18 protein-coding genes and 4 pseudogenes are annotated in these 24151 nt (G+C 64.5%); 15 read left to right on the top strand and 7 right to left on the bottom strand.

The features are described from left to right. Positions 1-182: 182 nt before the first annotated feature. Genes dsbG through dsbD form a run of 3 tightly spaced genes read right to left on the bottom strand, consistent with a single transcriptional unit; the run spans position 183 to position 3495 of the window. Positions 183-941: a thiol:disulfide interchange protein DsbG gene (dsbG, locus tag CSV86_RS15380; RefSeq protein WP_009396248.1), complete on the bottom strand. Its 759-nt coding sequence runs from the start codon at positions 939-941 to the stop codon at positions 183-185. Beyond that, positions 938-1783, bottom strand: a complete 846-nt coding sequence (locus CSV86_RS15375; protein WP_009396250.1) for a TlpA family protein disulfide reductase — start codon at positions 1781-1783, stop codon at positions 938-940. Before CSV86_RS15375 ends, dsbG begins: the two co-directional genes overlap by 4 nt. Further along, the gene (gene dsbD / locus CSV86_RS15370) at positions 1783-3495 is read right to left on the bottom strand and encodes a protein-disulfide reductase DsbD (RefSeq protein ID WP_009396252.1); all 1713 of its coding nucleotides are present in this window, start codon (positions 3493-3495) and stop codon (positions 1783-1785) included. Before dsbD ends, CSV86_RS15375 begins: the two co-directional genes overlap by 1 nt. A 165-nt stretch (positions 3496-3660) precedes the next feature. On the opposite strand from dsbD, the gene CSV86_RS15365 reads away from it, so the two are divergent. The 3 genes from CSV86_RS15365 (at position 3661) to pvdP (ending at position 7502) form a co-directional block, all read left to right on the top strand. Then, positions 3661-4344 carry a response regulator gene (locus tag CSV86_RS15365; RefSeq protein ID WP_009396254.1) on the top strand — a complete coding sequence of 228 codons (684 nt, stop codon included), beginning with the start codon at positions 3661-3663 and terminating at the stop codon, positions 4342-4344. Then, positions 4341-5663, top strand: coding sequence for an ATP-binding protein (locus tag CSV86_RS15360; RefSeq protein ID WP_009396256.1), 1323 nt, complete (start codon positions 4341-4343; stop codon positions 5661-5663). Before CSV86_RS15365 ends, CSV86_RS15360 begins: the two co-directional genes overlap by 4 nt. Before the next feature lie 219 nt (positions 5664-5882). Beyond that, positions 5883-7502, top strand: coding sequence for a pyoverdine maturation tyrosinase PvdP (pvdP, locus tag CSV86_RS15355; protein WP_037059219.1), 1620 nt, complete (start codon positions 5883-5885; stop codon positions 7500-7502). 91 nt (positions 7503-7593) lie between these two features. Here the strand turns inward: pvdP and CSV86_RS15350 are convergent. The 3 genes and pseudogenes from CSV86_RS15350 to CSV86_RS15340 all read right to left on the bottom strand — a co-directional run bounded on the left by CSV86_RS15350 (position 7594) and on the right by CSV86_RS15340 (position 12137). Further along, a pseudogene (locus CSV86_RS15350) lies at positions 7594-8993 on the bottom strand (efflux transporter outer membrane subunit). Positions 8994-8996: 3 nt separating this feature from the next. Continuing rightward, a complete protein-coding gene (locus tag CSV86_RS15345; protein ID WP_009396262.1) occupies positions 8997-10961 on the bottom strand; it encodes a MacB family efflux pump subunit in 1965 nt (654 codons plus the stop codon). Beyond that, a complete protein-coding gene (locus tag CSV86_RS15340) occupies positions 10962-12137 on the bottom strand; it encodes an efflux RND transporter periplasmic adaptor subunit (protein WP_009396264.1) in 1176 nt (391 codons plus the stop codon). Positions 12138-12408: 271 nt separating this feature from the next. Here CSV86_RS15340 and CSV86_RS15335 point away from each other — a divergent pair, with 271 nt between their 5' ends. From CSV86_RS15335 to CSV86_RS33830, 3 genes and pseudogenes are all read left to right on the top strand, one after another. Continuing rightward, complete coding sequence (locus CSV86_RS15335; RefSeq protein WP_009396272.1) at positions 12409-12891, top strand: hypothetical protein; 483 nt, start codon at positions 12409-12411, stop codon at positions 12889-12891. Positions 12892-12969: 78 nt separating this feature from the next. Then, positions 12970-14280: an MFS transporter gene (locus tag CSV86_RS15330; protein ID WP_009396274.1), complete on the top strand. Its 1311-nt coding sequence runs from the start codon at positions 12970-12972 to the stop codon at positions 14278-14280. Positions 14281-14353: 73 nt separating this feature from the next. After that, positions 14354-14491: pseudogene (locus tag CSV86_RS33830) on the top strand (MFS transporter); the annotation flags it as partial. Between the two features lie 167 nt (positions 14492-14658). On the opposite strand, the gene CSV86_RS15320 reads toward CSV86_RS33830, so the two are convergent. Continuing rightward, positions 14659-16323, bottom strand: a complete 1665-nt coding sequence (locus CSV86_RS15320) for an electron transfer flavoprotein-ubiquinone oxidoreductase (RefSeq protein WP_009396276.1) — start codon at positions 16321-16323, stop codon at positions 14659-14661. A 536-nt stretch (positions 16324-16859) separates the two neighbouring features. Between CSV86_RS15320 and CSV86_RS15315 the strand changes: the two genes are divergently transcribed. The 9 genes and pseudogenes from CSV86_RS15315 to CSV86_RS15275 all read left to right on the top strand — a co-directional run bounded on the left by CSV86_RS15315 (position 16860) and on the right by CSV86_RS15275 (position 23962). Then, entirely contained in the window at positions 16860-17609 is a 750-nt protein-coding gene (locus CSV86_RS15315) for an electron transfer flavoprotein subunit beta/FixA family protein (RefSeq protein WP_009396278.1), read from the top strand. After that, complete coding sequence (locus CSV86_RS15310; RefSeq protein WP_009396279.1) at positions 17610-18539, top strand: electron transfer flavoprotein subunit alpha/FixB family protein; 930 nt, start codon at positions 17610-17612, stop codon at positions 18537-18539. A gap of 152 nt (positions 18540-18691) precedes the next feature. Then, positions 18692-19483, top strand: a complete 792-nt coding sequence (locus tag CSV86_RS15305) for a substrate-binding periplasmic protein (RefSeq protein ID WP_009396280.1) — start codon at positions 18692-18694, stop codon at positions 19481-19483. 9 nt (positions 19484-19492) lie between these two features. Further along, a pseudogene (locus CSV86_RS15300) lies at positions 19493-19845 on the top strand (DUF4398 domain-containing protein). Continuing rightward, entirely contained in the window at positions 19842-20651 is an 810-nt protein-coding gene (locus tag CSV86_RS15295; RefSeq protein WP_009396283.1) for an OmpA family protein, read from the top strand. Before CSV86_RS15300 ends, CSV86_RS15295 begins: the two are co-directional and overlap by 4 nt. Before the next feature lie 311 nt (positions 20652-20962). Further along, positions 20963-22408: an aminotransferase-like domain-containing protein gene (locus CSV86_RS15290; protein ID WP_009396284.1), complete on the top strand. Its 1446-nt coding sequence runs from the start codon at positions 20963-20965 to the stop codon at positions 22406-22408. 69 nt (positions 22409-22477) lie between these two features. Next, positions 22478-22948 (top strand): translation initiation factor 2, encoded by a 471-nt coding sequence (locus CSV86_RS15285; RefSeq protein WP_100228091.1) that lies wholly within the window; start codon positions 22478-22480, stop codon positions 22946-22948. Positions 22949-23068: 120 nt separating this feature from the next. After that, positions 23069-23323, top strand: coding sequence for a zinc/iron-chelating domain-containing protein (locus CSV86_RS15280; RefSeq protein WP_009396289.1), 255 nt, complete (start codon positions 23069-23071; stop codon positions 23321-23323). Between the two features lie 34 nt (positions 23324-23357). Beyond that, positions 23358-23962 (top strand): annotated as a pseudogene (locus CSV86_RS15275) (START domain-containing protein). Positions 23963-24151 lie beyond the last annotated feature (189 nt).

Below are 24151 nucleotides of genomic sequence, written 5' to 3'. Positions count from 1 at the left end.
TATTAATGATAATTATTGTCAAATGCGAAAGTTGGTAATAGATCCTGCGATTTAGATCTAAGCCAGGGTCGCAATCCGCGCCAGCTGGTGAGCCAGAGCGTCCTGGGCAAAAAAAGACCGCCACGATGGGCGGTCAAACGAACCGGAGCGCGGGCTGAATTCGCTCCGGACGGGAGGAGGGCTCAGCGCTTGCCGAGGATCTTGCCCAGCAATTCCGGGCGTGGCGCGCCTTGCTGCTGTTGCAGGCGCTGCTGTTCGTCGAGGTAGAAGATTGCCGGGGTGGCGGACAGACCAAGCTCGTCCATCAGGGCCTGGTTGGCGTCGAGCCTGGCCTGGACCTCGGCGGGAATCTGCTCCAGGGCCTTGAGCGTGCTCGCCTTGCCGGCCCGTTCATGTTCCAGCAGGGCTTTCTGCGGGTCCTTGGCGGCGAGCAGGGCCGCCGATTTGCCCGGGCTGTCGGCGCGGATGATGCCGACCATGATGTGCCGCAACTGCACCTTGCCGGATTCGACCCACGGCCGCGCCTGCTCCCAGAACATGTTGCAGTACGGGCAATTCGGGTCGCTGAACAGGTAGACGATGCGCGGAGCATCGGCCTTGCCGTCGGCGATCCAGGCGGCTTTCTCCATCTTCGCCCAGACCTCCTTGGCCATTGGCGCATACACCAGCTTTTCCAGTTGCGGCTCGCTGAGGTCCCGGCCCTGGGCATCGAACAGGCTGCCCACCAGTACGTGCTTGCCATCCGGGGTCAGGTACAGGGCCACACCTCTGTTCTGGAAGCGTGCGGCATAACCCTTGAGGCCATCGGGTGCATCGAAGCGGCCGACCACCTCGGCACCCTTGGCTTCGATCTGGCGCACGGCCGGCGGCAGCTCTTCGGCCACCAGCAGGGGGCTGGCAATCAGGCTCGCGGCCAGGCTCAGGTAAAGCGGGATTCTCATGGTGCATTCCTTGTTGCGGGAGCGGGAGCGCGGCGCAAGTCTTCATCGAGGGATTGCAGCGCGTGATGCAGGCTGGCACGGGACAGTTCGCCCAGGTGACTGCCCACCAGTCGCCCTTCGGCGTCGTAGAACAGGGTGGTGGGCAGGGCCATCGAGCCGACGGCGGTGGCCAGGCGGCCGCCGGCGTCGAACAGCACGTGGGACAGGTTGAGCCCGGTGGTGGCGAGGAAGTTGGTGACGATCTGCGGCGTCTCGCCCTGGTTGACGAACAGGAAGGTGACCTGCGGGTACTCGTGCTGGGCCTGTTGCAGCACCGGCATTTCACGCCGGCACGGTGGGCACCAGGTCGCCCAGATATTGATCACCAGCGGCTTGCCGCGCAGGCTGTCCAGCACCACTTCCTGGCCCTGGGCGTTCTTCAGGCTCAGGTGCGGCAGTTGCGTGCCCTGTTCGTAAAGATGGCTGGCCCAGCTGGCCAGCAGCCAGAACAGCGCTCCGCTGGCCAGGCCCCAGCCCAGCGGACGGCGTCGGCCCGGCTTGCGCCAGGCGGTCCACGGTGCACCGATCAGCACGGCGAGGGCGCCGGCCCAGGGCAGGAAGCCGCCGTCGCGGATATCGACGATCTGCAGCAGGTCGTCACGGTACAGCGGCCAGTAGGCAGCGACGAAACCGATCCGCGCGCAGAGCAGCCCGGCGATGAACAGGTTGAACAGCGACGACTCGGGGTTGTCGCCGCCGCGCCTGGCCACGCGCCAGCCGACCAGGGTCGCCAGGCCCAGGGCCAGAAGCAGCAGCAGGTGGTCGAGGGCCAGGGCGACCGGGCCGATATTCACCGTCAACATCAGCCGTCGCTCCGGGTGCTGTTCCAGTGTTGCAGGAAGGTGGTGGCGTCCACTTCACCGACGATGCGCCGGGCACGGCGTTCCTCGCCATCCGGGCCGATCCACAGCATGCTCGGCGGACCAGGGACCTGGTAGCGCTTGAGCAGTTCGCGGGCGGGGGCGGCGTCGGCGGTGACATCCAGGCGCACCAGGTGGACCCCGGCCAGTGCCGCAAGGACGTCAGGACGGGCGAACACTTGCTTTTCCATGACCTTGCAGGACACGCACCAGTCCGCATAGTAGTCGAGGAATACCCACTGGCCCTGGCTGCGCGCGGCGTCCAGTTCGGCCTGCAAGGCTTGCGGGGTGCTCACCGTGGTGAAGGCATCTGCGTCGGCCACGACCTTGGCGCCTGCGCCGCTGAACGGCGCGAGCGGACGCCACGGATCGCTACCGCCACCTGCCGCACCGACCAGCGCCAGCACGCCCCACAAGCCGGCGACCAGCATCACCGGCTGCAGCGCACGCAAGTGCTTCAGGGCTGGCCAGGCACTCCATGCCAGGGCCAGCAGCCAGGCGCCGGCCAGCGCCAGCCACAGGCTCGGTGCCAGGACCACGCGCAGGGTGTACAGGGCCATGCCGAGGAAGACGAAGCCGAACAGGCCCTTGACCAGATTCATCCAGGCGCCGGGGCGCGGCAGGTAGCGATTGCCCACGGTGACCAGCAACAGCAGCGGCAGGCCCATGCCCAGGCCGAGGCTGAACAGCACCAGGCCGCCATGCACGGCGTTGCCGCTCTGGGCGATGTACAGCAGGGCGCCGGCCAGTGGCGCGGTCATGCACGGGCCCATCAACAGGCCGGACAGCGCGCCGAGCACGGCGGCACCGGCCAGGTTGCCGCCGCGTGTCTTGCTGCCGGCACGTTCCAGGCGATCACGCAGGGCCATCGGCAATTGCAGTTCGAAAGCGCCGAACATCGGCAGCGCCAGCAAGACGAACAGCGCGGCCAGGCTGCCCAGCAGCCATGGCTGTTGCAGCCAGGCCTGGAGATTGGCACCGAGCAGTGCGGCGATCACGCCGAGGGCGGCATACACCAGCGCCATGCTCAGCACATAGGTGCCGGCCAGAACCCAGCCACGGCGACTGCTGACGTTACTGCCCATCACCAGCCCGGCGAGGATCGGCAACATCGGAAGCGAACAAGGGGTGAACGCCAGCAGCAGGCCGAGGCCGAAGAACACCAGCAGGCCCCAGGCCAGTCGGCCCTGTTGCAGGGTGCCGGCCAGGACCTGGTCGTCGGCCTGGGCCACGCTCGCGGCCGCGCCGCCCAGGTCGACCATGGAAGTCTGCGGCGGGTAGCACAGCCCGGCATCGGCACAGCCTTGCCAGCCCATGCGCAACGTGCCCTTGGCCGAGGCAGGCAGGGTCAGCTCCAGGGCACCGCGATACACCGGCTGGTTGCCGAAGAATTCGTCGTGATGATCGACGGCAGGAGGCAGCGGCGGCGTCTGTTCCGGCGTCAGGCCATCGAATTTCAGGCGCTTCTGATAAAGGTAGTAACCCTCGGTGATTGCCCAGTGCAGGCGGGTTTCTCCCGAAGGCAGGCGCTCGCTGGTAAAGACGAAAGCCTTCTCCACCGGAAGGAAGTCGCCCTGGGCGAAGGGATTGGCGAAGTCCTGCGCCTGGCCCAGGGAGCCGAACAGGCAGAGAAACGCCAGGATCAATGCACGCATGTCGAAGCCTTGGATGTCATGAGCGGCCAAGGCTGACCCGGGCGGATTAAAGCAAGGTTAAGCCGTCGGCCGGCAGGCGACGGGGCCCGTGGGGCAGGGCATAATCCCCGGTTAATCCTGCCGTGGCCCAATGCGGGCTTCCCCGCCCATGACCGAATCGCACCCATGCATGTACTGCTCTGTGAAGACGACGACCTGATTGCCAGCGGCATCATTGCCGGGCTCAGCGCCCAGGGCCTGAACGTGGACCGGGTGGCCAACGCCAGCGCGGCGCGGGCCATGCTCCAGGCCGCGCATTTCGACGTGATGGTGCTCGACCTCGGCCTGCCCGACGAAGACGGCCTCAAGCTCCTCCAGCGCCTGCGCCAGCAGGGCCACAGCCTGCCGGTGCTGATCCTGACCGCCCGCGATGCGGTGACCGACCGGGTCGATGGCCTGCAGGCGGGGGCCGACGATTACCTGCTCAAGCCCTTCGACCTGCGTGAACTGGCCGCACGCCTGCACACCCTGGTGCGGCGTACTGCCGGGCGCTGCGTGAACATCATCGAGCACGGGCCGCTGAGTTTCGACCCGAGCAACTGCGAGGTCAGCCTTGGCGGGCAGCCGGTCGATCTTTCCCGTCGCGAACAGGCGCTCTTGCAGGCACTGCTCAACAATCCGGGGCGGGTGCTGTCCAGCGAACAGCTCAAGGACAGCGTCTACGGTTTCAGCGACGAGGTGGAGAGCAACGCGCTCAACGTGCATATCCATCACCTGCGGCGCAAGCTGGGCAACGGCATCGTCGAGACCGTGCGCGGCCTGGGCTACCGTCTTGGCCCGGCGCGCCTGCCCGAGGAGGCCGGGCAATGAGCCTGCGCCTGCGCCTGAGCCTGATCCTGGGCACCGCCTTCGTCCTGATCTGGGCGCTGGCCGCCGCCTGGATGCTGCGCGACCTGCGCCAGCAGATGATGTTCTCCCTCGACCAGCGTCTGGTGGCTTCGGCCCGCATGGTTGCCGGCCTGATCGACCAGTTGCCGCAACCCCTGACCAGCAAGGGCGAGGGCACCCACCTCAGCGCCGACCAGCTCAGCGTACCGGACGGCATGGCCTGCCAGGTTACTTCCCTGCGCGGCGAGATCCTTGCGCGCAGCCATCAGAATGCCGACCAGCACCTGGACGACGGTCGTGGCGGCTTCCACGACCAGATGATCGACGGTGCGCGTTGGCGCAGTTTCACCTTCGCCCATGGCGATATCCGCATCACCACCGCGGACCGCCACCTGGAACGCGAGGCGCTCAACCGCTCGATCCTGCTGGCGGCCTCGGCGCCGGTGCTGGTGGCGCTGCTCGGCAGTCTCGGGCTGCTGTGGATCGGTATCGGCAAGGGCCTGGCGCCGCTGAACTGGATGCGCGAAGCCTTGCGCCGGCGCAGCCCGGACTCGGTCGAGCCGCTGCAGATCAAGGCGGTGCCCAGCGAGCTGCAGCCTTTGCTGGATACCCAGAACCAGCTGTTGCAGCGCATCGGCCAGACCATCGAGCGCGAGCGCCGCCTGACCGGCGACGCCGCCCACGAACTGCGCAGCCCGCTGACGGCGATCAAGACCCATCTGCAGGTTGCGCGGATGACCGATGGCCTGGTCCGCGAGCAAGCCCTGGCCCACGCCGAGGAAGGCGCCGACCGCCTGCACCGGACCCTGGAGCAGTTGCTGCTGCTGGCGCGGGTCGAGGGTAGCCTGTCGTTCGACGATGGCGTGCAGTGCAGTGCCGACCAGGTGGCGCGCCAGGCGATCCAGGACACCGGTGATGATCGTCGGATCGTGCTCAATGCTCCGTTGCAGGCGGCCAAGGCGCAGTTGGACATGCCCGGTGCACTGGCGGTGGCGGCGTTGCGCAACCTGCTGGACAACGCCCTGCGCCATAGCAGCGGCGAAGCGCCGGTGGAGCTTGAAGTGCGGGTGGAAGAAGCGGGCGTCGGCTTCCTTGTCCGCGATCACGGCCCGGGCATTCCCGAGCAGGACCTGCAACATCTGACCCAGCGTTTCTGGCGCAACGGGCACAGCGAGGGCAGCGGGCTGGGGCTGGCGATCGTCCAGGCCATCGTGCAGCGCTGCGCCTGTTCGCTCGACTTCGACAGCCGCAGCGACGGGCTGCGGGTGTTGCTGAGGATGCCGCTTAAAGCATCCACCTGAGCCGGATCTCCCTGTGAGACTGGCCCCTGTGGGAGCTGGCTTGCCAGCGATGAGGCCAGACCAGGCAACATCATTGCCCGTGCCGGCCCTATCGCTGGCAAGCCAGCTACCACAGGTTTTGTGGTGTTGCGGCTAGTGTGTTCTCCCGCCTAAATTTTTCCTCCAACCCAACGTTCTAGCTTGGACATAAGCAGTTTCCATGGCTGACACGGGTGGGGAATGACGATATCGCGCAGGGGGTTCCTGGCAGGTCTGGCGGTGACGGGCGCGGCGGTGCCGGCGGTGTATTACGCCCACAAGAAGCTGACCCACGACCCCGAGGACGATATCGTCACCCCCGGCGAAGCTAGCGTCGAGCTGGCCGACAGTGCCGGCCAGCAACTGGCCAACCAACTGCGCGGCGTCTGGGATATTCGTTTCACCGGTGCCGACGGCGGTTTGCCGGGCTTGCCCCGCGAGGGCATCCCGCTCTACCTCGACATCGCCGCCAAGGGCCGAGGCCTGCGTGGCGTGCTGGGCACTCGGGAAAACCTCGAGCAGCCCGGCCCCGCCATGTATCGCGTACTCGGTGACCTGGTCGGTGCCTCCAGCGCCCAGGTGCGCTGGCGCCTGTTGAGCAACCAGGGCGGTCCCGGCTTCGAGTGCATTGCCACCCTGGACGAAGTCTGGGGCGAGTACGGCAATGCCGGCAGCGGCACCCTCTCCGGGCGCATGCAGCCCCTCGACCGTTCCATGGCGCTGCCCGTCCAGGACAGCCATTTCGTCGCGGTCAAGCGGATGTTCCCCGAAGCCCGCGAGCGCATCGTCTATACCCCGGAACTGCGCGCCTGGCTGATCAGCCCCGAACACCGGCTGTTCCACCAGCTCTGGCATGCGACCCGGGACAAATGGCATCGCCTTTCCGAAGAGCGCCACGGCGCGCTGCGCGGCCTTGGCTGGCAACCCGGCCCGCGTGGCCAGGAGCGCGATGCCCGGGGGCCGAAAAAGCACCGCAACGGCTCGGGCGTGGATTTCCTGTTCATGCACCGGCACATGCTCGATGCCGCCCGGGCCATCCAGCCATTGCCGTCCTGGCCGCATTTCCCCTTGCCGCAGCCGAACGTGGAATACGACCGCCACGGCTTCGCCCGCTACTTCGACAACCATGACGGCTACAGCGTCCCGCCGACCTGGCGCGCGCCGGGGGACAACGACTACACCCAATGGGTCGCGGCGATCAAGGCGCAGGAAACCTTCTGCTCCAACTTCCAGGTCTGGGAGTCGCAATACCAGGACCCGCTGTACCTGTCGAAAATGACCTTGGGCGAGTTGGGTTCGGAACTTGAGATGAACCTGCATGACTGGCTGCACATGTGCTGGGCATCGGTGCCGCGTGATCCCTCCAACGGCGCGCCGGTGCCCTTCGCCCGCGATCCTTCGGACTTCGCCGCACGCTGGTACGGGCCGGAAAACGATTTCCTCGGCGACCCGTTTTCCTCCCATGTGAACCCGGTGTTCTGGGGCTTCCACGGCTGGATCGACGACCGTATCGAAGACTGGTACCGCGCCCATGAGCGGCACAATCCCGGGCAGGTGCGACGCTTGCAGGTCAACGGCGTGGAGTGGTTCGCCAAGGGCCGCTGGAACGAAGTGGAAGACCCTTGGCTGGGGCCCGACACCCACGGCTGCAGCACCACCCCTGGCCTGTTCCCGGGCAAGTCGGTGGAGATGGATATCGAGACCATGAAACTGGCGCTGCGCATCGTGTTTGCCAAGGATGATGGGCTGGAGCCGCTGTTCAAGCGGGTACCGCAGCGGCCCTGGTATGCGCGGCACCTGTCGATGAAAGGGATTGCCTGATGGCCTCATCGCTGGCAAGCCAGCTCCCACAGTGTCCGCGGCGCTGCCGAACCCTGTGGGAGCTGGCTTGCCAGCGATGAGGCCCTGAAACTTAGCGTGAAGCTACCTGCCAACCACCCCCAGAGCCTTGTACAGCGCAACGCTCCCCTGCACCCGCGCCAACCGCAACTGCACCTGCTGATCCTGCGCCTGGTACAAGGTCCGCTGCGTCTCCAGCACGGTCAGCAGCGTCTCTGCTCCGGCCCGGTAGCGACTCTGGGCCAGCTCGAACGCCGTGCGTGCCTGACGCACCTCCTCATCCTGCCATTCACGCTGGCGATCCACCCCGTCAATTCCGTTCAGGGCCTTTTCCACATCGGCGAAGGCCGAAACGATGCTGCCGCGATAGGTCGCCAGCAGTTCTTCGCGCTGGGCCACGGCCCTGTCGCGCTCGGCACCCAGTCGTCCATTGTCGAAGATCGGCGCCGCCAGCCCGGCGGTGAGGCTGTAATAGGGGCTGCGCAGCAGTTGATCGAATACCTGCGCCCCGGAGCCGAGGCTGGCGCCCAGGGTCAGGCTCGGCAGCATCGCCGCCCGGGCTACCTGCACGTTGGCCTGCGCCGCTGCCAGCCTGGCCTCGGCCGCTGCGATGTCGGGCCGTCGTCCGAGCAGGTCGCTGGGCACGCCGGCGCCGATGTCCGGCCAGCGAATGGCCTCGAAGCGTTCGCCAATGGCCGGCAATCGTTGCACCGGCTCGCCAAGCAGGGTCGCCAGGGTGATGCGGGTTTCCTGCAATTGCTGCTCCAGCAACGGCACCTGCCGTTCCTGGGCCGCCACCAGGCTGCGCTGCTGGGCCAGTTCCAGGGCCGTGGCCGAACCTGCGGCATGACGGGTCTGCACCACCTTGAGCACGTCCTTGGCGTTGGCCAGGTTTAGCCGGGCGATCTGCAGTTGTTCGGCCAGGGCCAGGCTTTGCAGGTAACTGCCGGCGACCCCGCTGAACAGGGTCAGCTCCACTGTCTGCCGGTCGAAGCGGCTGGCATCGAGACTATACCGGGCACTGTCCCGGGCCGCCGCCTTGCCGCCCCAGAAGTCCACTTCATAGCTGGCGCTCAATGCCGTGCCATACGAGCTGTAGGTGCGATCGCCGTCGTTGGCGTCGATGCCGTTGTAGCCCTTGCCGTGCAGCAGGCGCTGGCGGCTGGCATCGAGACCGTACTTCACTTGCGGCAGCAGCGGAGCACCAGCGATCACCGCACTGGCCTGGGCCTGGCGGACCCGGGCCATGGCGGCGGCAAGATCGAAGCTGTTGACCTTTGCCTGTTCGATCAGGGCATCCAGCTGTGGGCTGGCGAAGGCCTGCCACCAAGGGCCGTCGGCGATCGTCGGGCTGGCCTGCATCGGGCCTTGCCAGTGGGCCGGCACCACAGGCAGTGCGTTGTCCGGCCGGGGGCTGGAGCACGCGGCGAGAAGCAAACCAAGGGTGAGAAGACTGAGGCGGCTGGCGTTCATCGTTTATTCGCTTGTCAGGGCTTTGACCGGATCGAGCCGGGCCGCCTTGCGGGCCGGCATGAAGCCGAACACCACGCCGGTCATCACGGCGCAGGTAAAGGCGCCGAGCACGGCGCCGAGGGAGAAGGCCACGGCGATGTCCGCCAGCATCAGGCCACCGCCGATCAGTGCGGCAAGCACGATGCCGGTGACCCCGCCGACCATCGACAGCAGTACCGCCTCGGTGAGGAACTGGCGCAGGATGTCGCGTTGCCGTGCCCCGGTGGCCATGCGTATGCCGATTTCACGGGTGCGTTCGCGCACGGTCATGAGCATGATGTTCATCACCCCGATGCCGCCGACCAGCAGGGAGATCGCGGCGATCGCCCCGAGCATCAGCGACAGGGTGTTCTGCGTGCGCGCTTCGGCCTGGATCAGTGCGGCGAAGTTGGTCAGTTCGTAGTCCTGCTTGCCGTGGTGCAGCTTGCGCATCAGGTGGTCGATGGCCGCTTCGGTTTCCTTGACCCGGGCCGAATCGACTGCGGCGATGGTCACGTATTCCGGATCGCGGCTGCCGAACAGGCGGATCGAGGCGGCGGAGTAGGGCACCACGATGCGCCCGTCGCTGTCGGTGTCGCCGGAACTGGCGCCCTTGGCGGCAAGGATGCCGAGCACCTGGAACGGCACCTTGCCGATCAGGATGTACTGGCCGATGGGATTGCGCTCGGCGAACAGCTTTTCCCGGACCTTCTGCCCGATCACCGCCACGGCGGCAGCGCTGCGTTCGTCGGCGTCGGTGAAGAAGCTGCCTTCCACCACCGGCCAGTTGAAGATCCCCGGGAAATAGGTGTTGTTGCCGCCGACATAGAAGCTGTGGCTGGCATTGCCATAGCGCACGGTCAGCTCGCTGCCGATCACCGGCATGATCTTCTTCACCTGCGGCAGCCCGGACAGCGCCTCGACATCGTCGAGGGTGACGATGCCTGCCGGTTCGTGAAGGCTCGCGGACTTGGCACTGAGGTAAAGGATGTTCGAGCCGAAGGCGGCCATCTGCGCGACGACCTGGCGCTTGCTGCCCTCGCCGACGGCGAGCATGACCACCACCGAGGCAACGCCGATGACGATGCCGAGCAGGGTCAGGGCGGTGCGGAAGCGGTTGATCCACATGACTCGCCAGGCCGCCTGCAAGGCTTCCAGCAGCTCGCCCTTCCAGGCGCCGGTCTGAGTGGCGCCGCGGTCCAGGTGCTGGCGCAACTCCTCGGCCTGGGCGCCGGCCCTGGCGGGTTCGCGCTCGCCTTGCGGGTTGATCGAGTCGCTGATCACCAGGCCGTCGCGGATCTCGATCACGCGCCGGGCGCGGGCGGCCACCTGGCGGTCGTGGGTGATGAGGATGATCACGTGGCCCTGGCTGGCCAGTTCGTCGAGCAAGGCCATGACCTCGGCACCGCTCTGGCTGTCGAGGGCACCGGTGGGTTCGTCGGCGAGGATGATATGGCCGCCGTTCATCAGCGCGCGGGCGATGGACACCCGTTGCTGCTGGCCGCCCGAGAGCTGGTGCGGGCGGTTGCCGGTGCGCTCGCCGAGGCCCAGGCGCTCCAGCAGGGCGGTGGCACGGGCATGGCGCTCCTCGGCCGGAAGGCCGGCGTAGATTGCCGGCATTTCGACGTTCTCCCGGGCCGAGCCGGAGGCGATCAGGTGGTAGCCCTGGAACACGAAACCGAAGGCCTCGCGGCGCAGCCAGGCCAGTTCGTCGCTGTCCAGCCCGGCGACATCCCGGCCGGCGAACAGGTACTGGCCGCTGGTGGGACGGTCGAGGCAGCCGAGGATGTTCATCAGCGTCGATTTACCGGAACCGGAGGCGCCGACGATAGCGACGAATTCACCCGGGTGGATGGCCAGGTCGATGCCGCGCACCACCTCGACCTTGGGGGTGTCGACGCCGCCGTAGGATTTGCGGATGTCGCGCAGTTCGATCAGCGGGATGCTCATTCAACCCCCGCTGGCGACAGGCGCGCCGATCAGCAGGCGCTCGCCTTCGGCCAGGCCGTCGAGGATCTGCACCCGCAGGCGGTCGCTGATGCCGGTACGCACATGGCGCTGCTGCACCTGGCCGTCGCGCCCCAGCACCTGGGCCAGGCGCTGGTCGGGCTGGTCGCCGTCTTCTTCAAGTGCCGCCAGGGGCGCGGTCAGAACATTGCTGGCCTGGCCGGCCACGAAGAACACCTGGGCGGTCATTTCCGCCATCAGGCTGTTGTCCGGGTTGTCCACGTCGAGCAACACGGTATAGAGCACCACCTTGCCACCACTGCTGCCGCTGCTGCCTGTAACGCTGCCGCCGCTGCTCTGCATCGACGGGTCGAGGGGCTTGGGCGGTATTGGCAGGATCTGCCGTACCGTGCTGACCCAGCGTCGCTTGCCGCCGGCGAGGGTGGTGAACCAGGCCTGCATGCCAGGCCTGACGTGGCCTATGTCGGCTTCCGATACCTGGGCCCAGACGGTCATCGGCGACAACCTGGCGATGCGCAGGATCAGCGGCGTCTGCTGCTGGGCGTTGAGGGTCTGGCCTTCGCGCGCGTCCACCGCGACCACGGTGCCGGACATCGGCGCATAGATCCGCGTATAGCCCAGCTCCGCCTCATCGCTGCGCAGGCTGGCCTGGGCCTGGAGGATCTGCGCGCGGTACATGTCGATGCGTGCCTGGGTCACCTTGAGCCGCGCTTGCGCGGTCTGCACGTCTTCCTCGCGGGTAGCGCCGCCTGTGGCGAGGCTTTGCTGGCGCTTGAGCTGCTGTTCGGCGAGCCGGTACTCGGCCTGCTGCTCGGCCAGTTGGGCCTTGAGGTTGTCGATGGAGTAACGCCCGGCGTCGAGCTTGGCCTGCTGGGTAGAGGGATCGATTTCCACCAGTAGCTGGCCTTCCTCGACCTGGTCGCCGGGTTCGACGTGCAGCTTGCGGATCTGTCCCGAGGCCTGGGCGCCGACATCCACGTAGCGGCGCGGTTGCAGGGTGCCGAGGGCGGTAACGCTGCTTTCGATAGTGTTGCGGGTGACCGTGACGGTGTTCAGCGTGTCCTGGCCGGGCAGGGTCTTCCAGGCGGCCAGGGCGCCGAGGCTGGCCAGGCCAAGGGCGCAGAGCAGCAGGCGGTATTTGAATGCGGGACGTCTCATGGCGGGTTCCAGCCGAAGGGTTCGGCCCGCGCACAGGGGCGACAGCGCGGGGAGGGGCTCCCAGGTAGACGAAGCACTTGTGCGCTTATTTACCCCGTGCACGCGAGTACGCAGGTCGAAACGCGGACGCCGTTTAAACAATATATTGACGCTTCCTTGATTTCCGACGGTTTCCCGTCAACTATCAAGGAAAGCTGCCAGGGAAAGCCGCTTCCTGCGGCGAATCGACCAAGGATCGTTCACCCTCAACCACTGCCCTTGGTCACCGACGATGCCCGACAAGTCCTTGCGAATCCTCCTCGCCGACGCGCATCCGATGCAACTTCTGCAACTGGAGAAGATGCTCAATGGCATGGGCTATTTCCGCATCGCCCCGGTGCAGTCCTTCGACGACCTGCAGCATCTGGTGCACAACGCGCTGCAGCCCTTCAACCTGCTGATCGGCAACATCGATCTTGCCAGCCATGCCGGGGTGGACCTGGAACGCTTCTGCCGGGTCAATGTGCAGATCCAGCATGCGCTGCTCTACGAGTCCCAGCACCTGAAGATACCGGCAGTGCCGCCGGGCCAGCGCCAGGCCCTGAACATCAGCCTGCCCAGGGTGCCCGATGACGAGACCCTGCAGGCCTTCATGGCGCTGGTGGACACACCGCGGGTGATCGGCCAGTTGCGACCGCCGGGCAAGCCAGGCCTGCGCGGGCCGGCCAAACGCTTGCAGAACCTTGGGCAGACGGTGTTTTCCCGATCCTCCTGAGACGCCAGCACGCCTGCGCATTTTTGATATGCTCTGCCGCTCGTTCGCGCGACCCTGTCCATTGCTGCGGAAATCCCTATGACTGCCAACGACTCCACGCGGCTATCCCGTGGCGATCACAAGACCCTTGGCCTGGCGGCCCTGGGCGGTGCGCTGGAAATCTACGATTTCATCATTTTCGTATTCTTCGCCCTGACCCTGAGCCAGCTGTTCTTCCCGCCGGAAATGCCCGAGTGGCTACGCCTGCTGCAAAGCTTCGGGATCTTCGTCACCGGTTACCTGGCGCGTCCGCTGGGTGGCATCCTCATGGCGCATTTTGCCGACCACCTGGGACGCAAGAAGGTGTTCAGCCTGAGCATTCTGATGATGGCACTGCCTTGCCTGCTGATCGGGGTGATGCCGACCTATGCGGACATCGGCTATGCCGCGCCGCTGATCCTGCTGGCGCTGCGCATCCTGCAGGGGGCGGCGGTCGGCGGCGAGGTGCCGAGTGCCTGGACCTTCGTTGCCGAACATGCGCCGGTCGGCCGGCGCGGCTACGCCCTGGGCTTTCTCCAGGCCGGGCTGACCTTCGGCTACCTGCTCGGCGCGCTGACCGCGACCCTGCTGGCAAAAGTCTTCACCCCGCAGGAGATCCTCGATTTCGCCTGGCGCTATCCGTTCCTGCTCGGCGGGGTGTTCGGCGTGATCGGCGTGTGGTTGCGCCGCTGGTTGAGCGAGACGCCGATCTTCCTGGCCCTGGAACGCCAGCGCAGCGACAGGCCGGTGGAGTTTCCCCTGCGCGCGGTGTTGCGCGAGCATCGCCGGGCGCTGGTTCCCGCCGCCTTGCTGACCTGCGTGCTGACCTCGGCGGTGGTGGTGCTGGTGGTTATCACCCCGACCGTGATGCAGCAACGTTTCGGCATGAGCGCGGGGCATACCTTCGCCCTGAGCAGCATTGGCATCGTCTTCCTCAATATCGGCTGCGTGCTGGCCGGGATGCTGGTGGATCGCATCGGTGCCTGGCGGGCACTGATCCTCTATTCGCTGTTGCTGCCGTTGGGGATCGGTGCCTTGTATGGCAGCCTGGTGGCGGGCTGGGACAGCGTCGGTATCGCTTATGCCCTGGCCGGCCTGGCCTGTGGTGTGGTCGGCGTGGTGCCCTCGGTGATGGTCGGGTTGTTCCCGGCGCGGATCCGCGTGTCGGGGATTTCCTTTACCTACAACGTCGCCTACGCGCTGTGGGCGAGTACCACGCCGCTGATGCTGATTGCGCTGATGCCATGGAGCCCGTGGGTATGCGTGGCGTTCTGCGCGGCGATGGGCCTGGTCGGGGTGCTGACGGCGATGTACTTCGGGGCGCGGGAACAGTTGAGTACCGAGGAAGACCTGGCCCTGGCCAATAGTTGACGCGACCCGGACCTGTGGGAGCTGGCTTGCCAGTGCCGGCCTCATCGCTGGCAAGCCAGCTCCCACAGGGTCCGCGTCGCTAACGTCTCTGCTGCTGATCGCGCTGATGCCATGGAGCCCGTGGGTGTGCGTGGCGTTCTGCGCGGCGATGTACTTCGGGGCGCGGGAACAGTTGAGTACCGAGGAAGACCTGGCCCTGGCCAATAGCTGAGGCGACTCGGCCCCTGTGGGAGCTGGCTTGCCAGCGATAGGGCCAAACATGACAACATCATTGCCAGTGCCGGGCTCATCGCTGGCAAGCCAGCTCCCACAGGGTAAGCGTCGCTAGTAAAAAGCCCTCATGCCTTGCGGCAGAGGGGCTTTTTCATGGCCGGTGACTTACATGTTCGGGTAGGTCGGCCCGCCGGCACCTTCCGGGGTAACCCAGGTGATGTTCTGCGAGGGATCCTTGATATCGCAGGTCTTGCAGTGCACGCAGTTCTGCGCGTTGATCTGGAAGCGCTTGCTGCCGTCTTCCTGGGTGATCACTTCGTACACGCCGGCCGGGCAGTAGCGCTGCGCCGGTTCGTCGTACAGCGGCAGGTTGGTGCCGATCGGGATACCGGCGTCGGCGAGCTTCAGGTGGCAAGGCTGTTCTTCTTCATGGTTGGTGCTGGAGAGGAACACCGAACTGAGCTTGTCGAAGCTCAGCTTGCCGTCGGGTTTCGGGTAATCGATGCGGGTCGAGTCGGCGGCCAGCTTGAGGCAGGCATAGTCCGGCTTGGTGTCGCGCAGGGTGAACGGCAGCTTGCCGCCGAACCAGTTCTGGTCGACGTAGTTGAACGCTGCACCGAGCATCGGGCCGAACTTGTGCATGGCCGGGCCGAAGTTGCGGCTGGCGAACAGTTCTTCATGCAGCCAGCTGGCCTTGAAGGCATCGACATAGCTGTTCAGCTGGTCGCCGCCTTCGCTGCCGGCGAGCAGGGCGTCGGCCACCGCTTCGGCAGCGAGCATGCCGGACTTCATCGCGGTGTGGCTGCCCTTGATCTTGGCCACGTTCATGGTACCCAGGTCGCAACCGATCAGGGCGCCGCCGTTGAACACCATCTTCGGCAGCGAGTTGATGCCGCCCTTGGCCAGGGCGCGGGCGCCGTAGCTGATGCGCTTGCCGCCTTCGAGGTACTGGCTGATCACCGGGTGGTGCTTGAGGCGCTGGAATTCGTCGAACGGCGAAAGGAACGGGTTGCTGTAGGACAGGTCGACGATCAGGCCGACCACCACCTGGTTGTTTTCCAGGTGATAGAGGAAGGAGCCGCCGGTGTTTTCCTTTTTCATCACGTCCAGCGGCCAGCCGGCGGTGTGTACCACCAGGCCTTGCTCGTGCTTGGCCGGATCGATTTCCCAGATTTCCTTGAGGCCGATGCCGTAGTGCTGGGTGTCAGCGTCGCTGTCGAGGTTGAAGCGCTTGATCAGTTGCTTGCCCAGGTGACCACGGCAGCCTTCGGCGAACAGGGTGTATTTGCCGCGCAATTCCATGCCCGGGGTGTACATGCCGTCCTTGGGATTGCCTTCGCGATCGACGCCCATATCGCCGGTGATGATCCCGCGGACTACGCCGTTCTCGTCGAACAGCACTTCCTGGGCGGCGAAGCCCGGGTAGATTTCGACGCCCAGGTTTTCGGCCTGCTGCGCCAGCCAGCGGCACAGGTTTCCCAGGGAAATGATGTAGTTGCCCTGGTTGTGCATGGTTTTCGGCACGAACAGGTCAGGGACCTTGATCGAGCTGCTGTCGTCCTTGAGCACGTAGATATCGTCGCGCTTGACCTCGGTGTTCAGCGGCGCGCCGAGTTCTTTCCAGTCCGGGAACAGTTCGTTCAATGCGCGCGGTTCGAATACCGCGCCGGAGAGGATATGCGCACCGACCTCGGAGCCTTTCTCGACCACGCAGACGCTGATTTCGCTACCGGCTTCGGCGGCCTTCTGCTTCAGTCGGCAGGCGGCGGACAGGCCCGCCGGGCCTGCGCCGACGACGACCACGTCGAATTCCATGTATTCGCGTTCCACAGGTTCTCTCCTACTCAAGGCTCTCGGTTTTTTCTAATGGGGTGCAAGGCGGTCACATCGAAGGGGCGATTCTGTAGCTTCGGGGGATGACGTACTACACCGCTTTCTCTTGGCCGCGCATTATATCTACACCACTTGCGCGGTCCAATACAAACGTTTGTTTGAATTTGCCGAAGCCCAGTAAAATCAAAGTGGCGCGGCTTGAAGCTGGCGGTTTTGCCGTATTGACCGGATTGGGCGTTACGGTCAAGATACGGGCGGTTTTACGCTCGCCGTAGGCTTACCGTCGGATGCAGGAGCACCCCTAAAGACCTGGCTAAACGCAGGGCAGTTACGCCAAACCGGGGTTTTGTAGTGAAGTCTACACGTCACCACAAGAAATGACCCACGGGTTTTGCGATGAAGGGTCGAAACGGGACTGCCCGGTCAGTCCGGCTTCGTCCCTCCGGATGCGTTTTTAGAGGTGCCCTTGTACCGTGCAATCGCCGGGTCCGGCCCAGGCGATATTCTTTTCACCGGAGAGTAACGAGGAATCCATGAAGGTTCTTGTAGCTGTCAAACGAGTGGTCGACTACAACGTCAAGGTTCGCGTCAAGGCGGACAACTCCGGCGTCGACCTCGCCAACGTCAAAATGTCCATGAACCCCTTCTGCGAGATCGCCGTCGAAGAAGCCGTACGCCTGAAAGAAAAAGGCGTGGCCAGCGAGATCGTCGTCGTTACCGTCGGTCCTGCCACTGCCCAGGAACAACTGCGTACCGCCCTGGCCCTGGGTGCCGACCGCGCCGTGCTGGTCGAATCCGCCGAAGAACTGACTTCCCTGGCCGTTGCCAAGCTGCTCAAGGCCGTTGTCGACAAGGAACAGCCTCAGCTGGTCATCCTCGGCAAGCAGGCCATCGACAGCGACAACAACCAGACCGGCCAGATGCTGGCTGCGCTGACCGGCTTCGCCCAGGGCACCTTCGCTTCCAAGGTCGAAGTCGCTGGCGACAAGGTCAACGTCACTCGTGAAATCGACGGCGGCCTGCAGACCGTCGCCCTGAACCTGCCGGCGATCGTCACCACCGACCTGCGTTTGAACGAGCCGCGCTACGCGTCGCTGCCGAACATCATGAAGGCCAAGAAGAAGCCGCTGGAGACCGTCACTCCGGACGCGCTGGGCGTTTCCACCGCCTCGACCAACAAGACCCTGAAAGTCGAAGCGCCTGCTGCACGCAGCGCGGGCATCAAGGTCAAGTCGGTTGCTGAACTGGTCGAGAAACTGAAGAACGAGGCGAAGGTAATCTAAATGACTATCCTGGTTATCGCTGAACACGAGAACGGTGCCATTGCACCCGCTACCCTGAACACCGTTGCCGCTGCCGCCAAGATCGGTGGCGACATCCACGTCCTGGTCGCTGGCCAGAACGTCGGTGGCGTAGCCGAAGCTGCTGCCAAAATCGCTGGCGTGGCCAAGGTGCTGGTTGCCGACAACGCTGCCAACGCCCACTTCCTGCCAGAGAACGTAGCGCCGCTGGTAGCTGAGCTTGGCAAGGGCTACAGCCACGTGCTGGCACCTGCCACCTCCAACGGCAAGAACGTACTGCCGCGCGTTGCTGCACTGCTGGACGTCGACCAGATCTCCGAGATCATCTCGGTTGAGTCCGCCGACACCTTCAAGCGTCCGATCTACGCCGGCAACGCCATTGCCACCGTGCAATCGACCGCTGCGGTCAAGGTCATCACCGTTCGCGCCACCGGCTTCGACGCCGTTGCCGCCGAAGGTGGTTCGGCTGCCGTGGAAGCCGTTGCTACTGCCCACGACGCGGGCAAGTCGTCCTTCGTTGGCGAAGAGCTGGCCAAGTCCGACCGTCCTGAGCTGACCGCTGCCAAGATCGTCGTTTCCGGCGGCCGCGGCATGCAGAACGGCGACAACTTCAAGCACCTGTACGCTCTGGCCGACAAGCTGGGCGCGGCAGTCGGCGCTTCCCGCGCTGCAGTCGACGCAGGTTTCGTGCCGAACGACATGCAGGTCGGCCAGACCGGCAAGATCGTTGCGCCACAGCTGTACATCGCCGTCGGTATCTCCGGCGCGATCCAGCACCTGGCCGGTATGAAGGACTCGAAAGTCATCGTCGCGATCAACAAGGACGAAGAAGCGCCGATCTTCCAGGTGGCCGACTATGGCCTGGTGGCGGATCTGTTCGAAGCCGTTCCTGAGCTGGAGAAGCTGGTTTAATCCAGTCGCTTCACTTATAAAGGGCCCGGTTGTGCGGGGCGTGCACGGTGGTTTTTCCACGGTGCTACGCTCCGGGCAGCCGGGCTTTTGTTTTTTTGCGGTCGAAGAAGGGGCGTGTGATGGTGCGGTTTGCTCGAACGGGAACGCTGGCAATGCTCGGATTGGCGTGCCTGCCGTCGCTGGCGATGGCGGCCGGCAAATGCGAGCGGCTGGTGGCGACAGGCAGCCCGGATGCGCCGCCTTATTCGTGGCGCGATCCGCAGGACCCACGTCACTTGATGGGCGCCAGCGTCGATCTGCTCAAGCAGGTCGCCGGTGAGTTGGGCCTTAAGGTCGAGGTGCTCTACTCTGGCAAGCGCAGCGAGGCCCAGGACGAGGTGCGCAGCGGGCGCATGGATTTGTTGGTCGACGCGCCGCTGGCAGTGAGCGAGCTGACATCGGTCGATTACATTCATCCGCCGGTGCTGCAGAACGAGTACGTGGTCTGGACCCGGCATGATTCCACGCTGGTCTATGACAATCTGGCCGACCTGCACAAGCACCAGGGCGCCATTTCCGAAAAGTCCCGGCTAACCCCGGAATTCGCGGCGTTCAGCAAGGCCCAACTGAAGCTGGTACAGGTGCCCAACCTGACCCAGGCCATGCAGAAGCTCCTGCTTGGCCAGGTTGACTACGTGCTTGCCGGGCGCTACTCGGGCATGGCCATGGCGCGCAGCCTGGGCATGGCCGATGACCTCGTGGCCCGTGGCCAGGCCCTCGATCATCCGGGGCTGTTCCTGGCGCTGTCGCACAATTCCGCCTGCAACGACGCCTGGTTACGCGGACAGTTGGCGAAAAAGCTGACAGAATTGCCGGCTTCTGGCGTAGTCCAGGCGGCGGTGCAACGCAATGTCGAGCGCTGGCAGGCGCAGCTGCAGGCGCCGCTCGATGCCCAAAAACAGTAGGAATGCCCTGTGAGAATCCAATCGCTATTCGCCGCCCTGGCGCTGCTGGCCCTGGTCGGTTGTGCCAGTGACCCGGCCCCCACGAGCAGATGCGCCTGTCCGAGCAGGCGCTGGAGCAGGCCAAGGCCGTCGGTGCCACCGACGACGTCGCCGAGCTCAAGCTGGCCGAAGAAAAGCTGGAGCGTGCCCGTTCCAACATGCTGAGCGAGTCATTCCGCGATGCGCGGATGCGCGCCGAACAGTCCGAGCTGGATGCGCGCCTGGCCGAAGCCAAGGTGCTGACCCTGAAGAGTCAGGAACAACTGACCCTGCTGCAATCCCGGGTGGACCGTCTTCGCAAGCAACTGGGAGAGCAACGGTGAGTTCGATCAAGCCTTTGGCAGTGCTGGCGATTGCCGGCGTTCTCGGTTTGCAGGGTTGCGCCAGCCAGCGCAGCGAAGAGGCACTGGACCAGGCGAGCACGGCCTTCCAGTCGGTGAAGGACGATTCCAACGTGTTGCGCAGCGCGCCACGGGATGTGATCCGGGCTGGCGAGTCGCTGGCCAAGGCCGAGCGACTCGCCAGCTACTGGGGAACGGGCAGCGATGTGCGCCACTACGCCTACCTGAGCCAGCGCTACAGCCAGATCGCCCGCGAGCATAGCAACCTGGTGCTCAACCAGGAGCGCCAGGCCAAGCTGGAGCTGGAGCGCCAGCGCCTGCAACTGGCCTTGCGCGAAGCCAAGCTGGCCAGTGTGCAACAGCAGGGCAAGTGGCTGGAGGAGCAGATCGTCAGCCTGGCCACCAACGACACCGATCGTGGCCTGGTGATGACCCTGGGGGATGTGCTGTTCGATACCGGTGAGGCGGAGCTGAAGAGTTCGGCCAGCCGTACCGTGCTGAAGCTGGTGCAGTTTCTTCAGTTGAACCCCAAGCGCGTGGTGCGTATCGAGGGTTATACCGACAGCACCGGCAACCCCGATGACAACCTCAAACTGTCGCGGGATCGCGCGCAGTCGGTGGCCGACATGCTGGTGGACCTGGGCGTCGACGAGAAGCGCATCAAGGTGATCGGCTACGGCGATCAGTATCCTGTCGAGGCAAATGCCTCGGAGCGGGGCAGGGCGCAGAATCGTCGGGTGGAGATCGTGTTCTCCGACGAGAAGGGCAGGCTCGGCGCCGAGCGGTAAGGGGGTGTCAGTTCTGAAGAAAACCCGGTGATCGAAAGATCCCGGGTTTTTTGTTGTGCTGAAGGGCCTCATCGCTGGCAAGCCAGCTCCCACAGGTTTTGTGTGCACCGCGAACCCTGTGGGAGCTGGCTTGCCAGCGATGAGGCCCTCAGCCACAACTTATACCCAAGCGCCGCTTTGCTTCCCCGCGACACAGCTGTATTGTCTGCTGAATTGCAATCTGTCCCGGTACACTTGCCAACTGTTACGGTATTCTCAGCGGCAGATCACACAAGAACAACGGGACTGCCTGCGTGTCGAGAGAAGGATCCATGACCAACCTGTTGCTTTACCAGCGTATCGCCCAGCAACTCGCCGAAGACATTCGTCGCGGTGTTTACCAGCCGGGAGAGCGTGTGCCGTCCGTGCGCAAGATGAGCTCGCAACTTAATGTGAGCCATGCAACGGTGCTCCAGGCCTATGCCAATCTCGAAGACCAAGGCCTGATCCGGGCTCGGCCGCAGTCTGGTTATTACGTCCACCAGACCCCTGCGCTGACTGCGTCCACCCCCGATATCGCGCGGGTCGAGCGGCCTGGCCTGGTCACCCGGGCCAGCATCATCCAGCAGGTACTGACCGAAGCCCGCCGCGATGGCGTATTCCCGCTCGGGGCAGCCGTGCCTCATGTGGACTATCTGCCAGTGCGGGCGTTGCACCAGCAGCTGGCCAAGGTTACCCGTTTCCAGAGCCCGAGGGCGTTCAGCTATATGTTCAGCCCTGGCTTCGAACCGCTGCGCCGGCAGATTGCCATTCGCATGCGCGACGCCGGGGTGGTGGTCGATCCGTCCGAGGTGGTGGTTACCCATGGGTGCGTCGATGCCTTGCAGATGTCGCTGCGGGTACTGACCCGGCCGGGTGACCTGATCGCTGCTGAGTCGCCAACCTACTACGGGTTGCTGCAACTGGCGGATCTGCTGGGCCTGAAGGTTATCGAGATTCCCAGCGACCCCTCCACCGGGATCAGCCTCGAGGCACTGCAACTGGCGGCGAACCAGTGGTCGATAAAGGCGTTGGTGCTGACGGCGCGCCTGAGCAACCCTCTGGGCGGGACGATTCCGGAAGAGCGGCAGAAGCAGCTGTTGCGCCTGTCGTCGGATTTCAATATCCAGATCATCGAGGACGATATCTACGGCGAGCTGATGTTCGAGCAGGGCAAGACCAAGTCGCTCAAGGCCTTCGACCGCCTGGGGCGGGTCATCTACTGTTCGAGTTTTTCCAAGACCCTGTCGCCGGGGGTGCGCATCGGCTGGATGATCGCCGGCAACTACCAGCCGGAAATCCAGCGGCTGCAGACCTTCAGCACTCACTCGGCATGCAGTGTGACCCAGATGGGGGTGGCGGCCTACCTGGAAAATGGAGGTTACGACCGCCATCTGCGCTTTATCCGTCAGGAATATCGGAAAAATCTCAGCGCTTATCAGTTGGCCGTGCAGCAGTACTTCCCCGAAGGCACGCAGATGACCCGACCAACGGGTGGCTTCATTCTCTGGGTCAGTTTGCCGGGCAGGGTCAATACCCAGGAACTGCATGTGCGGGCCTTGCAGCAGGGCATCAGCATTGCGCCGGGGCTGATCTTCAGCAATACCGAGCAGTTCAACCATTGCATTCGCCTCAACTGCGGGATCCCCTGGAATCGCGAGGCGGAGAGGGCACTGATGACCCTGGGCATGCTGGCCAGCCAGCTGTGCCAGGAAACGGCCAGTGCTGGCTATCTGTAATCTGCACCTTGTCAGGCAGGTCTGGAACGGGGAGCATAGGCACTTTCCCCTGATAGTCTGTCGTTGCCTATGACTCTCTTGCGTTGTGTCGGCCTGGTGTTGGCGGGGTTGCTCGCGGTGTCTTCGGTAGACCCGGTAATGGCAGCTTCCGAGGCCAGGCCGCAGGTCCAGAAAACCGCTAATGACACTGCCAGCAAAGCATCGCCGGCCAAGCCTGCTACAGCGACCAAAAAACCGGTGAAGGTCAGCAAGACTCCCGCACGCAAGAAAGCCGATGCCATTGCTGCGCCCTTGCCCAAGGCCAGGCTGGACCTGAGCCTTCCGCCTGATCTGATGAAGGGCATGAAGCCGGTGGAAGAGATCGAGGCGGAGGTGCGCAAGCCACTGCTGCCAGCGATGTTCGGGGAAAAACCGCAGGCCGACAGCCCGTTCCAGCTCAACGGGCGGCTGCTCAGCAACGAAATGCAGTTGCAGCTGCGCAACGATATGCGCCAGCAGGAAATCGAAGGCGCCGCCATCGACTTCGAATTCAAGCAGTAAGGCTCTGAAAATGAGAACCGACCGGTCAGCGATATTTCATCCTGTCGGGAATTTCAAACGCCTGTTTTAGTCGTTACTATCCTTTCATCCGCACCATTTGCGTCCCCGAGGTTCTGATTCATGAAATGCCGAGAAGGCTGCGGCGCGTGCTGCATAGCGCCATCGATCAGCTCGTTCATTCCCGGCATGCCTGATGGCAAGCCGGCTGGCGTGCGCTGCGTTCATCTCTCCGCGGTCAACCTGTGCAATCTGTTCGGGCAGCCGGAGCGTCCGGCGGTCTGTTCCGGTTTCAAGGCGGATATCGAGGTGTGTGGCAGCGATCGCGACGAGGCGATCAGGATCATCGGTTGGTGGGAGCAAATGACTGCGGCCTGAAAGCCGGATCTTCGACAATAAGGAAAACAAGCGGATGAGATCGTTCAAGCATGTAGCTGTAATCGTAGGTTTGACTGCCTTGTCGAGCGTGGCCTTTGCCGAGCAATGGCAAGAGGTGAAGAACGAGCAGGGCATCCAGGTCTCCCTCAGTGATGTGGCGGGCTCCAAGTACAAGGCTTATCGCGGTGTCGCCCTGATCAAGGCGCCGGTGGCGACCATTGCAAGGCTGCAGGAGGATGTGGCGGGTTCCTGTACCTGGATCCACGAGTGCAAGATGCAGAAGCTGCTCAAGCATGAAGGCAACCAGAGCTGGACCTATGCGCAGTTCAATACGCCGTGGCCGGTGACCGCGCGGGACTCGGTGCTGCATATCACTACCGAGCAGGGTGCTGATGGCAGCGTAACGCGCACGATCGAGGCGGCGCCGACCTACCAGCCACAGGACAAGGACTTTGTGCGGGTGGCGGCGGCCAACGGTTTCTGGAAGCTGGTGCCCAAGGGCGATGCCACCGAGGTGACCTACCAGTTGCACACCGATCCGGGGGGAGCGTGCCGTCCTGGTTGTCGAACAAATTCGTGGTCGAGGCGCCGTTCAACACCTTGAAGGCGTTGAAGGAGAAAGCCGAAGCGGCGAAGTGAGGCGTAACAGTTGTTGGGTTTCCTTCGCTGACCGGCAACTGTCTGGTGCTAGAAAGTGCCGCGACCCTGTGGGAGCGGGGTTTACCCGCGATTGCGGCAGTCAGTTCACCATAGCAATCGCGGGTGAACCCGCTCCCACAGGGCCCGCGTTGCAAATAAAAAAGGCTGCCGGAGGGCAGCCTTTTTGCG

It is taken from the genome of Pseudomonas bharatica CSV86 (assembly GCF_000319305.2).
In the GTDB taxonomy this organism is placed as follows: Bacteria; Pseudomonadota; Gammaproteobacteria; order Pseudomonadales; family Pseudomonadaceae; genus Aquipseudomonas; species Aquipseudomonas bharatica.
This window is presented reverse-complemented; position numbering and strand designations above follow the sequence as displayed.